Origin of the sequence: Paracoccus liaowanqingii (assembly GCF_004683865.2) — a bacterium.
GTDB lineage: Bacteria > Pseudomonadota > Alphaproteobacteria > Rhodobacterales > Rhodobacteraceae > Paracoccus > Paracoccus liaowanqingii.
The window spans coordinates 2068213-2081333 of the sequence record NZ_CP038439.1; the positions used below are offsets into that span (position 1 = coordinate 2068213).

Genomic DNA, 13121 nt, shown 5'->3' on the forward strand with positions numbered 1-13121 from the left:
TCAGGCGGCCTGCGCCAAGTCCGAGCCGTCGAACCAGGCGGCGAAGGCCGCCTGTTCCTCGGGCGTCAGGTGCAGGTAATGTTTGGTGCGGCGGGTCAGGATGTCCTGGGGCGTCTGCGCCCATTCGGTGGCGACCAGATAGCGGACCTCGGCCTCGTACAGCTGGCCGCCGAAATGGCGCCCCAGCCCCGACAGGCTCATGGCGCCCGCCACGACATTTTTCGTGCGTGCGCCATAGAGGCGGCCGTAATGGCGGACCAGATCGCGCGGCATCCAGGGGTGCAACTCGCGCAGCAGGTTGGCGAAGCTTTCGTAATCGGCATTGGGGATCTCGCCGCCCGGCAGGGGCGCGGTCTGTGTCCAGTCGGGGCCCATCGCGGGAAAGACCTCGGCCAGACGGTGCAGGCCGCGCTCGGCCAGTTCGCGGAAGGTGGTGATCTTGCCGCCGAAGATGTTCAGGAGCGGCGCCCCCCCGGTCCGGTCCAGATCGAAGACATAGTCGCGCGTCACCGCCGAGGGGTTGCCCTGCCCGTCATCGAACAGCGGCCTGACCCCGGAAAAGCTGTGCAGCACGTCCTGGCGGCGCAGCTTCTCCTTGAAATAGCGGTTCACGGCGGCCAGCAGATAGGCGATCTCGGCCTCGTCGGGGGACACGTCCTCGGCCCGGCCCTCGTAGGCGACGTCGGTGGTGCCGATCAGCGCCTTGTCGCCCTCGTAGGGATTGATGAAGATCACCCGCTTGTCATGGTTCTGAACCAGATAGGCCTGTTCGCCCGCCCACCATTTCGGGACGATGATGTGGCTGCCCTTGACCAGGCGCACGTTGCGCGCCGAGTTCGAGCCCGCGACGCGGGTGATGACGTCGCTGACCCAGGGACCCGCGCAATTGACCAGGCAGCGGGCGCGGAACCGGCGCTCCTCTCCGGTAACGGTGTCGCGGGTGGTGACGGCCCACAGGTCGCCCTCGCGCCGGGCCGAGACGCAGGCGGTGCGAGTCAGGACGGTCGCGCCCCGTTCCGCCGCATCGACGGCGTTCAGCACGACCAGGCGGGCATCGTCCACCCAGCAGTCGCTGTATTCGAAGCCCTTGTGATAGACATCCAGCAACGGCGCCCCCTCGGGGTCGCGGCGCAGGTCCAGCGTGCGGGTGCCGGGCAGCTTCCTGCGACCGCCCAGATTGTCGTAGAGGAACAGCCCCAGACGGACCAGCCAGGCGGGGCGGTCCTCGGGGCTGTGGGGCAGCACGAAGCGCATCGGCCAGATGATGTGCGGGGCGGCGGCCAGCAGCACCTCGCGCTCGATCAGCGCCTCGCGGACCAGCCGAAATTCGTAATATTCCAGATAGCGCAGGCCCCCGTGGACCAGCTTGCCCGACCGCGAGGACGTGCCCTGCGCCAGGTCGTCCTTTTCGCACAGGACGACCGACAGGCCGCGCCCCGCCGCATCGCGGGCGACGCCGGCCCCGTTGATGCCGCCGCCGATCACGAAGAGGTCGATGGTCGCGCCATCACTGGTCAGTTCAGTGGTCATGTCGGGGTCCTTTCGAAGACGGGACGGGATCGGACTGCGCCTCGCGCAGGCGGGCCAGCACCTGCCAGGTCAGGGGCATGACCCGGCGCGTGGCGGCGAAGGCGGGATAGAGGCGGTCGTAGGTGGCCACCAGCGCCGGGTCCGGCGCCTCGGCGGGGCCCAGCAGGGGGGTGACCCATTCGGCGATGCAGGCGCGCATGTCGGGATAGGCGCCGATGGCCACGGCGGCCATCATCGCGGCGCCCGCCGCCCCCGCCTCGTCGCGGGCCGAGACGCGGACCGGCGCGCCCAGGCTGGCCGACAGGATGGAACGCAGCGCGGGCGACCTGGCCGCGCCCCCGGTCAGGCGCAGCTCGGACGGCAGCGGGCCCATCGCGGCATAGCAGTCGCGCATGGCCATCCCCAGCCCCTCGGCCACGGCGCGGACCAGGTCGGGATAGCGGTGCCCCGCCGACAGGCCCGCGAAGCCCGCCCGGGCGCTGGCATCGACGAAGGGACCGCGTTCGCCCGCGTCCGAAATGTAGGGGTGATAAAGGATCTGCCCCGGCATGGCGGCCGCCAGCCAGCCGTCCAGATGGCCGACCAGATCGCGGTGGCTGACCGCCGCGCCCATGTCCGACAGGATCCCCGCGGCCAGCGACAGCACCCAGTCCAGGTTCAGCGTCGCCGCCATGTTGGTCTGCACCTGCGTGACGACGCCCGGGATCGGCAGGCAGATCACATAGCCGGTGCCCTGGTCGTTCAGATGCACCCGCTCCGCGCCCACCGCCCGCAGATGCACCCCGGTCGAGCCCACGGTCGAACAGGCCACGTCGCCCGTCCCGCCTTCCAGGCTGCCCACCACGCCCGCGCCCAGCGCGGTCATCACCATGTCCACATAGCCCAGCGACACCGGCGTGCCCGCCCGCAGCCCGGTCTGGCGCGCGGCCTCGGCGGTCAGGGGATGGGTGATCTGCGTGCCGTCGACGATCTCGGGCAGCAGGCCGCGGCGATGGGTCAGGCCCAGTGCCGCCACCACGGTGGCGTCATAGCGGCGGCTGCGGAAGTTGCCGAAGGTGAAGCTGGCCTCGGACGGGTCGGTGGCGCGAATGCCGGTCAGGTTCAGATAGAGCCAGTCCTTGCAATGCAGCGCGACCTCGGCCCGGTCCAGCAGGTCGGGGGCATGGGCCTCCATATGCGCCATCTGCGCGCCCTGCTGGCAGGTGTTCAGCCCGGTGCCGGTGGCTTCGAACCGCGCGCGGTCCTGCGGCCCCGCCGCCAGCCGCGCGACGGTGGGGGCGGCGCGGGCGTCCAGCCACAGCCAGGCGTCGCCCACCGGCCCGTCGCGCCCGACCAGCCAGGTGCCGTCGCCCTGCCCCGTCACCGCCAGCGCCGCCGTGCGCGCCGCCAGATCGGGGATCCGCTCGGCCAGGCCCCGCAGCGCCGCGGCGCAATCGGCCCAGGTCCGCGCCATGTCCTGCGTGGCGGCCCCCTGCGGCCCGGCGTCATAGCTGTTGGGAACCGAGGCCGCGCCCAGCTGGCGTCCCGACAGATCGAAGCCCACGGCCTTGATGACCGAGGTGCCCGCGTCGATCCCGATCAGGATGTCGCCCTGGCTGCTGTTCATGGATCCTCCCGTCAGGGGCGTGACCCCTGATCCTCCGACGTCAGCTTATATCACGATGCGACCGCCGGACACGTATTTTTTTACGGACAGCGCAATTTATTTCAGTTACGCTTTGAGGAACGCGACATGTCACCATGCGCGGATTCGCCGCAACCGGCTGCACCGGGACGGCGGATCGACCGGAGGGGAGGCCGGGACGGATGAGGACACCCATCAGCACAGACATGCGCCGGCGCAGGATCGCTCCGGCCCCCTGCCCGTCCGGCCCGGCCCGGCCCGGGCCCGAGGTATGCCCATGACCGACAGTCTGCAGACCGCGCCCAAGGCGCCCTCGCCCCCGCGCCGGGGCCTGATCCTCTCGCTGGCCCTGGGGGTGGCGGTGCTGGCCGCCATCGCGCTGGACACGACGGTCGTCCGCGTCGGGTCCGAGACCGACACCCGCCAGCAGGCCTTTTCCGCCGATGCCTATGGCACCGCCGAATTCCCCCGCATCCGCGACACGGTGATCGACCGCGCCGTCCCCGCCCCCGATCTGGCGGCGGCGATCGCGGCGGATCAGGCGGCGGCGGCGGCCGAATACGGCACCCCGGCCTCGACCGGGGCGATCCTGATGGTCACCCTGACCGGCACGGCCGGCGAGCCGCGCGCCGGCGTCTATCCCGTCACCGTCGAGGGCCTGCCCGAGGACCTGCGCATCCGCGTCCAGACCGGCCCCGCGATCAACGGGACCGAGCTGCGCGACGCGCCGGGCGACATCGCCTTCGGCGATTTCACCAACCAAATCGAATATCAGGACGCCGGATCGGGCATCAACCGCGCCATGGCGGCCGAGGTTCTGGCCCCCGTCGACACCACCGCGCTGGCGGGGCGGCAGGTGACCGTCACCGGCGCCTTCCGGCTGATCAACCCCGCGAACTGGCTGATCACCCCCGTCGCGCTGGAGGTCGAATGACCGCCCCGGCAGCAACGGCCCCCGAGGCGGTCCTGGCCGCCCGCAACGTCGCCAAGTCCTATGGCCAGGTCCATGCGCTGAAGGGCGTGAACTTCGACATCCATCGCGGGCAGGTCACGACGCTGTTCGGCGAGAACGGCGCGGGCAAGTCCACGCTGATGAAGATCCTGTCGGGCGTCATCCAGCCCACATCCGGAGAGATCGAGCTGGACGGCCGGCCGGTCAGCTTCGCCAATGCCAACGAGGCGCGCGACCGGGGCATCTCGATCATCCATCAGGAGCTGAGCCTCGCGCCGAACCTGTCGGTCCGTGACAACATCTTCATGGGGCGCGAGATCACCGGCCCCACCGGCGTCGATTTCGCCGAGGAGGAGCGCCAGGTCCGCGCCCTGCTGACCGAGCTGGAGGAGGAGATCGACCCGCTGACCCCGGTCGAGAACCTGCGCCTCGGCCAGCAGCAGATCGTCGAGATCGCCCGCGCCCTGTCGGTGGACAGCCGCATCCTGATCATGGACGAACCCACCAGCGCCCTGTCGGCCAGCGAGGTCGAGGTGCTGTTCAAGGTCATCCGCGACCTGACGGCCAAGGGCGTCAGCATTGTCTATATCTCGCACCATCTGGAAGAGGCGCTGACCATCACCGACCATGCCGTGGTGCTGCGCGACGGGGTGATGACCGCCTATGCGCCGCGCGCCGAGATCGACCTGAAATGGATCGTGCGCAACATGGTGGGCGAGAACTACGATCTGGGATCGCCCCCCGTCACGGAACGGGGCGATGTCGCCCTGTCGATCCGGGGCCTGTCGGTGCCCGATGCCACGGGGCAGGATCTGGTCCAGAGCCTGGACCTCGATGTCCGCGCCGGAGAGATCGTCTGCATCTATGGCCTGATGGGTGCGGGCCGCACCGAACTTCTGGAGACCGTCGCGGGGCGTCTGCGCGCCACCGCCGGTCAGGTCGTCCTGGAAGGACACGAGATCAGCCATCTGAGCATCGCCGAGCGCATCGCGCGCGGGCTGGCGCTGGTCCCCGAGGATCGCCAGCGCGACGGTCTGGTCCAGACGATGAGCGTGGGGCAGAACCTGTCGCTGGCCTCGATCCGCCGCTTCACGCGCGGGCTGTTCACCAGCGCCCGGACCGAACGCGCGCTCGTCGATGACAGCATCCGGCGGGTGACCGTCAAGACCTCGGGCGGGCATGCCGCCATCGGGTCGCTGTCGGGGGGCAACCAGCAGAAGGTGGTCATCGGAAAGATGCTGGCCACCCAGCCCCGGGTGATCCTGCTGGACGAACCCTCGCGCGGGATCGACATCGGCGCCAAGGCCGAGGTGTTCCGCCTGCTGGCGGAGGGCGCGCAATCGGGGCTGGCGGTGGTCTATTCGACCTCGGAAGTCAGCGAATGCCTGTCCATCGCGCATCGCATCATCGTCATGCACAAGGGCCGCATCTCGGCCGAATTCGACAGCAGCGTGTCCAAGGAAAAGATCATGGCCGCCTCGGGCGAGTCCGTGGCCGCATGACGCGCGAGAGGGAGGAACCCATGTCCGCCACCACCACGACCGCCCCCGCCAAGCCCCGGTCCCTGAACATCGGCCGCCTGCTGCTGGAGGGGCGCGCCTTCTTCGCGCTGATCGCCATCATCGCGGTCTTCTCGATCCTGTCGCCCAACTACTTCACGGTCGGCAACCTGCTGATCATGTCCAGCCAGGTGGCGATCTATGGCATCCTGTCCGTGGGCATGCTGCTGGTGATCCTGAACGGCGGGATCGACCTGTCGGTGGGGTCCATCCTGGCGCTGTCGGGCGTGGTCGCGGGCGCGCTGATGCAGGGGGTCGAGATCGACGCGCTTGGCGTGATCCTGTACCCGCCGGTCTGGGCGGTCGTGGTGCTGACGCTGTGCGTTGGCGCCGCCGTGGGCGCGGTCAACGGCGTGCTGGTCGCGATCTTCAAGGTGCCGCCCTTCGTGGCCACGCTTGGGGTGATGTATGTGGCGCGCGGCGTCGCGCTGCTGATGACGAACGGGCTGACCTACAACAACCTGCGCGGCTCCGAGGCCCTGGGCAACACCGGCTTCAACTGGCTGGGCTTCTACCGCATCGGCGGCGTGCCGATCAGCGTGATCGTGCTGGCCGTCGTGGCCCTGGCCGCCGGGCTGATGCTGGCGCGGTCGGCCTTCGGGCGCTGGCTCTATGCCTCGGGCGGGAACGAGCGTGCGGCGGAGCTGTCCGGCGTGCCGGTCAAGCGGGTCAAGATCACCGTCTATGCGGTGTCGGGCGCGCTTGCGGCGGTGGCGGGGCTGGTCCTCGCCTCTCAGCTGACCTCGGCAGGTCCCACGGCGGGCACGACCTACGAGCTGACGGCCATCGCCGCCGTCGTCATCGGCGGCGCCGCCCTGACCGGCGGGCGCGGCAATGTGCGCGGCACCATGCTGGGCGCCTTCGTCATCGGCTTTCTGTCGGCGGGTCTGGTGATCATCGGGGTCAGTTCCTACTGGCAGACCGTGTTCACGGGTGCCGTGATCGTGCTGGCCGTGCTGATGAACTCGCTGCAATACGGCGGCGGCCCGCGCAAGGGCTGACCCCGGACCGACCTTCCCCGGACCCCGCGCGGGGCCGGGCAGGACCACCACCACAAGGGAGAGAGAGACATGATGAAGATGACGCGCCGGATGCTGATGGCCGCCGTGGCCGCCGTGCCGCTGATGGCCGGATCCGCTTGGGCCGAGGGGCTGATCACCGTGATCGTGAACGATCCGGCCAACCCCTATTGGTTCACCGAGGGCGAGGTCGCCAAGGCCACCGCCGAGGAGCTGGGCTATACCGCCAACGTGGCCGCCCATCGCGGCGACACGAATACCGAAAGCACGCTGATCGACACCGCGATCACCAACCAGTCGGTCGCGATCATCCTGGACCCGGCCAATGCCGACGGCTCGGTCGGCGCCGTGCAGAAGGCCGTCGATGCGGGCATCCCGGTGTTCCTGGTGAATGCCGAGATCAACCAGGAAGGCCTGGCCAAGGCGCAGCTGGTGTCGAACAACGCCCAGGGCGCGGCCCTTGGCGCGCAGGCCTGGGTCGAGGCGATGGGCGAGGAGGGCGGCCAGTTCGTCGAACTGTTCGGCGCGCCGTCCGACAACAACGCCCAGACCCGCTCGAACGGGTTCGAGACGGTGCTGAGCCAGTATCCGGAATTCGAGAAAGTGGGCCAGGAGGTCGCCAACTGGGACCGCACCCAAGGCTATCAGCGCATGCAGTCGCTGCTGCAGGCGAACCCGGACGTGACCGGGGTGATCTCGGGCAATGACGAGATGGCCCTGGGCGCCATCGCCGCGCTGAAGGAATCCGGCCAGCTGGAGGGCGTCATCGTCGGCGGCTTCGACGGCAGCCCCGATGCGGTCGAAGCCGTGCGCGCCGGAGAGATGGCCTATACCGTCCTGCAGCCCGTCGCGATCTTTGCCGAGGAAGCCGTGCGTCAGGCCGACAACTTCATCAAGACCGGAGAGACCGGGGCGGATGCCGAAAAGCAGCTGTTCGACTGCCTGCTGATCACCCCCGAGAACGTGGACGCCTATAGCGCGCCCTTCGTTCTGGACCAGTAAGACCCCTGACCGCCAAGGCGGGGTAAAAAACGACCGGGGCGCGGATCACCGCGCCCCGGTCCCATTCGGGGCCTCAGGCCGCGTCGGCGCGACCCAGACCGGCGATCCGCGCGCCCACGGCCCGCATCTGCGTCACGGCGCGGGCGGCCTCGGCCCCCTTGGCCAGGAAATGGTCGCGGTAGAAGGCCGTCAGCAGGTCGGTTTCCTGATAGTTGTGCGGCGTCAGCGAGACCGAGAAGACGGGCACGCCGGTCTCCAGCCCCGCCTGCATCAGGCCCGACACCACGGCCTGCGCCACGAAGTCGTGGCGATAGATGCCGCCATCGACCACCAGGGCGGCGGCGACCACGGCGTCATAGCGGCCGGTCTGCGCCAGCTGCTTGGCCAGCAGCGGCATCTCGAACGCGCCGGGCACGTCCCAGGGATCAATCTGTGCACCGGGCATCAGGCGGGCGGCCTCGGCCAGGAAGCCCTCATGCGCGCGGTCCACGACATCGGCGTGCCAGCGGGCCCTGATGAAGGCGATACGGGGGAATGTGGTCATCGGTCAGGAACCTTACGTGTGAATTGCGTCAGGTCCCAAGGCATGCACCACGCCCGGGCGCTTGGGGGCGCCTCGGTCGCGGTTCTCTTCCATCCGGACTATACCGTCGGCCCCGGAGTTCCACCGGATCTGCTGACCCCGGCCTTGCGGACGGGCGCTCGCGGGCTGTGACCGCCGGTGGGGAATTGCACCCCGCCCTGAGAACAGCGCGACGATAGCCCCTGCCCGTCCCCGCGCCAAGAGGGGCGCTGCGGAAATCGCGGCCCTAGAGCGGGTCGATGTCGCCCTGGGCCCGCTGCGCATGGAACCCGGCCACGAAGGCGTCCAGCCGGCCCGCCGCGATCGCGTCCCGCAGGCCCGCCATGAGCTGCTGGTAGTAATGCAGGTTGTGCCAGGTCAGCAGCATGCCGCTGATCATCTCCTTCGCGCGGAAGACGTGGTGCAGATAGGCGCGGGAATAGCCGGTGCAGCAGGGGCAGGTGCAGTCCTCGTCCAGCGGGCGCGGGTCGTCCTGGTGGCGGGCGTTCTTGATGTTGACCTGGCCCCGCGGCGTCCAGGCCTGCCCGGTGCGCCCCGAACGCGAGGGCAGCACGCAATCCATCATGTCGATGCCGCGCTGCACCGCCCCCACGATGTCGTCGGGCTTGCCCACGCCCATCAGGTAGCGCGGCTTGTCCACCGGCAGCAGGCCCGGGGCATAGTCGAGGACCCCGAACATCGCCTCCTGCCCCTCGCCCACGGCAAGGCCCCCCACGGCATAGCCGTCAAAGCCGATGCCGGTCAGCGCCTCGGCCGATTCCGCGCGCAGCTCGGGCGTCACGCCGCCCTGCATGATCCCGAACAGCGCATGGCCGGGCCGGTCGCCGAAGGCGTCGCGCGACCGCTGCGCCCATCGCATCGACAGGCGCATGGAGGCGGCCACCGCCTCGTCCGTCGCGGGCAGCGCGGGGCATTCGTCGAAGGCCATCACGATGTCGCTGCCCAGCAGCGCCTGGATCTGCATGCTGGTCTCGGGGCTGAGGAAATGCTTGGACCCGTCGACATGACTGGAGAAGGTGACCCCCGCCTCGGTCAGCTTGCGCAGGCCCGCCAGGCTCATGACCTGGAAGCCGCCCGAGTCGGTCAGGATGGGCCGGTCCCAGTTCATGAAGCGGTGCAGCCCGCCCATGCGCGCCACCCGCTCGGCCCCGGGGCGCAGCATCAGGTGATAGGTGTTGCCCAGCAGGATGTCGGCCCCGGTGGCCGCCACGCTTTCGGGCAGCATCGCCTTGACGGTCGCGGCGGTGCCCACCGGCATGAAGGCGGGCGTGCGGATCTGCCCGCGCGGCGTGTCGATGACGCCGCTGCGCGCGGCCCCGTCGGTGGCGGTCAGGGAAAAGGAAAAGCGCGTGGTCATCATCAAGCCTGCGATCGGGGACGCGGGGGAGGGAACCGGCCGCTTGTAGCCCCGCGCCCCCTGCGGCGCAATGCGGGCCACCACTGGACCGCGGCGCCGAGGCGCCCTATATAATTGGTCGGAATTGAAGGATGACGCGATGACCGAACCCCTGATGGAAGGCGCCCCGCTGATCGCGCCCTCGACCACCGATCACCCGCTCTACGAGCCGGTCGTCGAGGCCTGCAAGACGGTCTACGACCCCGAGATCCCGGTGAACATCCACGATCTGGGCCTGATCTACACGGTCGAGATCAACGATGCGTCCGAGGTTCGGGTCATCATGACGCTGACCGCCCCGGGCTGTCCGGTCGCGGGCGAGATGCCGGGCTGGGTCGCGGATGCCGTCGAGGCGGTGCCGGGCGTCAAGCAGGTCGATGTCGAGATGACCTTCCAGCCGCAATGGGGCATGGACATGATGTCCGACGAGGCGCGTCTGGAACTGGGCTTCATGTGAGGCTACGGACTTGCAAAGGGCGGGGGGCCTCGCCCGCGCCGTCCATCGGTCCTCGAACCGGTGGCGGACCTCGGAACGGCCCCTGAGGATATCCGAGTGAAGAAGAACCCGCGGGCGCGGCTTGAATGCCCGGGGTCTGCATGCCTATCTTGAGGACAGCCCCGAAAGGATCCTGCTCATGTTCGCCATTCCCGGCACCTCCCCCGTCTCGATCACGCCTGCTGCCGCCGCCCAGATCGTGCGGCTGATGGCGGGCAAGGACGCCTATGGCCTGCGGATCGGCCTGAAGAAGGGCGGCTGCGCGGGCATGGAATACACGATGGAGCTGGCCGCGACCCCTGCCCCCAACGAGGAGGTGGTGGAGCTGGACGGCGCCCGCGTGATGATCGCGCCCATGGCGCAGATGTTCCTGTTCGGCACCGAGATCGACTACGAGACCGGGCTGCTGGAATCGGGCTTCCGGTTCCGCAATCCCAATGTGACCGACAGCTGCGGCTGCGGCGAATCCGTCCGCTTCGAGCCGATCGAGGGCAGCCGCGCGCAAAGCTGAGCCGCTGGCAGCGCTACCAATATTGCGCCCCCGCCATGGGCTGTCTAAGCCCGTCCCAAAAGGGAGGCTTCGATGGCACCGCGCAAACTGGCCGCAGGCAACTGGAAGATGAACGGGGATCTGGCCGCGCTGGACCAGATCGACGCGATGGCCGAAGCGGTCAAGGGTTCCTCCTGCGACGTGCTTATCTGCCCCCCCTCGCTGCTGATCCCGGCGATGATCGCCAAGGGCGTCGTGGCGGTCGGCGGCCAGGATTGCCACGCCGCAGCCTCGGGCGCCCATACCGGCGACATCTCTGCCGCCATGCTGCACGATGCGGGCGCCACCCATGTGATCCTGGGCCATTCCGAGCGCCGCGCCGATCACCACGAGACCGACGAGACGGTCCGCGCCAAGGCCTTGGCGGCCCACCGGGCCGGGCTGATCGCGATCATCTGCCTGGGCGAGACCGGAGATCAGCGCGACGGCGGCCACACGCTGCAGGTCATCGCCGCCCAGCTGGCAGGTTCGGTCCCCGAGGGGGCGACGGCCGCCAACACCGTCATCGCCTACGAGCCGGTCTGGGCCATCGGCACCGGCCGCACGCCCACGATTCCGCAGATCGCCGAGGTGCATGCCCGGCTGCGCGCGGACCTGTCCGACCGCCTGCCTGACGGGGCCGAGGTGAGCCTCCTTTATGGCGGCAGCGTCAAGGGCGCCAATGCGGCCGAGATCTTCGCGATCCCCCATGTCGACGGCGCCCTGGTCGGCGGCGCCAGCCTGAAGGCCGCGGACTTCCTGCCCATCGTCGCCGCGCTGGACGCGGCTTGATCGATTTTCACCATTGCGCCGCCCCGGCCGGACCGGTAATCAGGCGCCACAGGCACCCGTAGCTCAGCTGGATAGAGCGCTGCCCTCCGAAGGCAGAGGCCAGTGGTTCGAATCCACTCGGGTGCACCAATTTTCTAATTCAATTTCAGTTGGTTCTAATCTAGCCGCGGCGGTGGCAGATTCGACTGGTTCGCAGTGTGTTCATAGAACATCAGCTCTGCGTCTGAAACTTGCGAGAAATTTGGGACAGTCCAGAACTCAAGGACGTGCGGCATCGAAGCGCTGGGAGGGATCTTTCGCATTTTTTGATGCGCGCTGCGGCTTGGCGAAGCACTCTAGTAGTAAAGCCAGCCCCAAAATGAACGTTGCCGGAGGGGTGGCCGCCCACTCCGACAACAGCATTCAGCAAGTATCTGCCCGGACAGGTTACCCGAGCGTGGAATCGCCCGCAACACTTTCGTCAGCCTTCGTTTCGTGGGGGCAGGCATGAGCACAACGCTGACCCATAGCGGGCTGCTCGCCAATGTGCGGCCCTTCGATCTGGCAGACATCCTTGCGAAACTGCGGAAGCAGCTGGGACTTCGTGACGAGGACATATCCTACGTCCGATGGGCGTTACGGAAGGTGCAGCGCGAGGATTTCGAGCCAGGCAGGATCTGTGCCATTTGGACCTCGGTGGCGCGACTGGCAGATGAACTTGGTCTTTCTGTGCGCCAGATCAATCGCATCGAAGCGCGACTATCCGAGCGTACACTGATTTGTCGCACGACGATGCGGAACGGACGAAGGTTCGGCGTCCGGGCGTCAGATGGACGTATCACCGCCGCGAGCGGTATCAATATCGCGCCGCTGATCGACCGCGCTGGCGAGCTTCTGGACTTGATCTCGCGGCAGGCGGCCCATGCGATGGAGCTGCAGGCGGCACGGTACAAAGCCAATGACTTGATCAAGAAAATCCATGGACTCGATGCGCCGGAAGCTCTTGCCGCCGCGCGCGCTGCTTTCCCCCGTCTAAGGCCTTCCGAGGTGCAGAGCCATGACAGGCTGGTCCAGATTATCGACGCTCTTTCGGCTGTGTTGGCCGATTTTTCGGTTTGCTCCGGTCGGACAGTAGAGGCCGCGGCGTCGGACAATTCGGCCCGACCAGATACTAAGGAAGAAAATAAAACCGAAATCTGTAGCAGGCGACAGGTCAAGCGGAAGGTGCCGCACACTTCACCGGATCAAGTGATTCTGCTTGCCAGCACCGGCTTCCACGAGGTGATCAGCCTCTACGCAGATGCCCTGTCACCGGGTGGGCCACTAACGTGGCAGGCGATGGGGCTGGCTGCGCGTGAGCGGGCTGCGATGATCGGCATATCTGGTGCGCTGTGGTCGAACGCCTGCGATTTGCTGGGTGAGGCGCAGAGTGTTCTCTGCTTGCTCATCGCCGACCGGAACGCCGAGCGGGTTGGGGGCTTCCGGGTTCGGGATGCAGCTTCGGCCTTTGCGGGAATGGTGCGTGCGGAGGCGAGAGGGAAGGCAGTCACGAGCGCCTTGCTGGGTGAGTTGATGCAGTTCAGCAAAGGCGAGGGTCAGGCATGTCGGCAGTGACGCTCGGGTCTTTGAGTGCGCGGCAGCGGTTCATGCGCCGTCCTCT

12 protein-coding genes, 1 tRNA gene and 1 riboswitch are annotated in these 13121 nt (G+C 68.3%); of the genes, 9 read left to right on the forward strand and 4 right to left on the reverse strand.

Going from position 1 to position 13121, the window contains the following annotated elements:
* Both E4191_RS10010 and E4191_RS10015 read right to left on the reverse strand, forming a co-directional pair.
* A complete protein-coding gene (locus tag E4191_RS10010) occupies window positions 1-1530 on the reverse strand; it encodes a glycerol-3-phosphate dehydrogenase (protein ID WP_135313292.1) in 1530 nt (509 codons plus the stop codon).
* Window positions 1520-3136 (reverse strand): FGGY-family carbohydrate kinase, encoded by a 1617-nt coding sequence (locus E4191_RS10015; protein WP_135313293.1) that lies wholly within the window; start codon window positions 3134-3136, stop codon window positions 1520-1522. Before E4191_RS10015 ends, E4191_RS10010 begins: the two co-directional genes overlap by 11 nt.
* Before the next feature lie 295 nt (window positions 3137-3431).
* Between E4191_RS10015 and E4191_RS10020 the strand changes: the two genes are divergently transcribed.
* The 4 genes from E4191_RS10020 (at window position 3432) to E4191_RS10035 (ending at window position 7686) form a co-directional block, all read left to right on the forward strand.
* Window positions 3432-4088: a DUF2291 family protein gene (locus E4191_RS10020; RefSeq protein WP_135313294.1), complete on the forward strand. Its 657-nt coding sequence runs from the start codon at window positions 3432-3434 to the stop codon at window positions 4086-4088.
* The gene (locus tag E4191_RS10025; RefSeq protein WP_135313295.1) at window positions 4085-5608 is read left to right on the forward strand and encodes a sugar ABC transporter ATP-binding protein; all 1524 of its coding nucleotides are present in this window, start codon (window positions 4085-4087) and stop codon (window positions 5606-5608) included. Before E4191_RS10020 ends, E4191_RS10025 begins: the two co-directional genes overlap by 4 nt.
* A gap of 20 nt (window positions 5609-5628) precedes the next feature.
* Complete coding sequence (locus tag E4191_RS10030; RefSeq protein WP_135313296.1) at window positions 5629-6666, forward strand: ABC transporter permease; 1038 nt, start codon at window positions 5629-5631, stop codon at window positions 6664-6666.
* Between the two features lie 69 nt (window positions 6667-6735).
* Complete coding sequence (locus E4191_RS10035; protein WP_228461224.1) at window positions 6736-7686, forward strand: D-ribose ABC transporter substrate-binding protein; 951 nt, start codon at window positions 6736-6738, stop codon at window positions 7684-7686.
* A 73-nt stretch (window positions 7687-7759) separates the two neighbouring features.
* Here E4191_RS10035 and E4191_RS10040 read toward each other — a convergent pair whose 3' ends face one another.
* Both E4191_RS10040 and tgt read right to left on the reverse strand, forming a co-directional pair.
* Window positions 7760-8230, reverse strand: coding sequence for a 6,7-dimethyl-8-ribityllumazine synthase (locus tag E4191_RS10040; RefSeq protein WP_135313297.1), 471 nt, complete (start codon window positions 8228-8230; stop codon window positions 7760-7762).
* Between the two features lie 77 nt (window positions 8231-8307).
* Window positions 8308-8439, reverse strand: a riboswitch (FMN riboswitch).
* Window positions 8440-8495: 56 nt separating this feature from the next.
* Window positions 8496-9626 (reverse strand): tRNA guanosine(34) transglycosylase Tgt, encoded by a 1131-nt coding sequence (gene tgt, locus E4191_RS10045; protein ID WP_135314426.1) that lies wholly within the window; start codon window positions 9624-9626, stop codon window positions 8496-8498.
* Window positions 9627-9765: 139 nt separating this feature from the next.
* On the opposite strand from tgt, the gene E4191_RS10050 reads away from it, so the two are divergent.
* The 5 genes from E4191_RS10050 (at window position 9766) to E4191_RS10070 (ending at window position 13075) form a co-directional block, all read left to right on the forward strand.
* Complete coding sequence (locus E4191_RS10050; protein ID WP_135313298.1) at window positions 9766-10122, forward strand: SUF system Fe-S cluster assembly protein; 357 nt, start codon at window positions 9766-9768, stop codon at window positions 10120-10122.
* Window positions 10123-10300: 178 nt separating this feature from the next.
* Complete coding sequence (locus E4191_RS10055) at window positions 10301-10672, forward strand: HesB/IscA family protein (RefSeq protein WP_135313299.1); 372 nt, start codon at window positions 10301-10303, stop codon at window positions 10670-10672.
* Window positions 10673-10744: 72 nt separating this feature from the next.
* The gene (tpiA, locus tag E4191_RS10060; RefSeq protein ID WP_135313300.1) at window positions 10745-11482 is read left to right on the forward strand and encodes a triose-phosphate isomerase; all 738 of its coding nucleotides are present in this window, start codon (window positions 10745-10747) and stop codon (window positions 11480-11482) included.
* 52 nt (window positions 11483-11534) lie between these two features.
* Window positions 11535-11611 (forward strand) — tRNA-Arg (locus E4191_RS10065).
* Between the two features lie 357 nt (window positions 11612-11968).
* Entirely contained in the window at window positions 11969-13075 is a 1107-nt protein-coding gene (locus tag E4191_RS10070; RefSeq protein ID WP_135313301.1) for a helix-turn-helix domain-containing protein, read from the forward strand.
* The last annotated feature ends 46 nt before the right edge of the window (window positions 13076-13121 follow it).

Coding starts and splice junctions, on each gene's coding strand:
- E4191_RS10030 (WP_135313296.1), top strand. CDS start 5,629: ATGTCCGCCACCACCACGACCGCCCCCGCCAAGCCCCGGTCCCTGAAC.
- tgt (WP_135314426.1), bottom strand. CDS start 9,626: ATGACCACGCGCTTTTCCTTTTCCCTGACCGCCACCGACGGGGCCGCG.
- E4191_RS10070 (WP_135313301.1), top strand. CDS start 11,969: ATGAGCACAACGCTGACCCATAGCGGGCTGCTCGCCAATGTGCGGCCC.
- E4191_RS10035 (WP_228461224.1), top strand. CDS start 6,736: ATGATGAAGATGACGCGCCGGATGCTGATGGCCGCCGTGGCCGCCGTG.
- E4191_RS10015 (WP_135313293.1), bottom strand. CDS start 3,136: ATGAACAGCAGCCAGGGCGACATCCTGATCGGGATCGACGCGGGCACC.
- tpiA (WP_135313300.1), top strand. CDS start 10,745: ATGGCACCGCGCAAACTGGCCGCAGGCAACTGGAAGATGAACGGGGAT.
- E4191_RS10040 (WP_135313297.1), bottom strand. CDS start 8,230: ATGACCACATTCCCCCGTATCGCCTTCATCAGGGCCCGCTGGCACGCC.
- E4191_RS10010 (WP_135313292.1), bottom strand. CDS start 1,530: ATGACCACTGAACTGACCAGTGATGGCGCGACCATCGACCTCTTCGTG.
- E4191_RS10055 (WP_135313299.1), top strand. CDS start 10,301: ATGTTCGCCATTCCCGGCACCTCCCCCGTCTCGATCACGCCTGCTGCC.
- E4191_RS10020 (WP_135313294.1), top strand. CDS start 3,432: ATGACCGACAGTCTGCAGACCGCGCCCAAGGCGCCCTCGCCCCCGCGC.
- E4191_RS10025 (WP_135313295.1), top strand. CDS start 4,085: ATGACCGCCCCGGCAGCAACGGCCCCCGAGGCGGTCCTGGCCGCCCGC.
- E4191_RS10050 (WP_135313298.1), top strand. CDS start 9,766: ATGACCGAACCCCTGATGGAAGGCGCCCCGCTGATCGCGCCCTCGACC.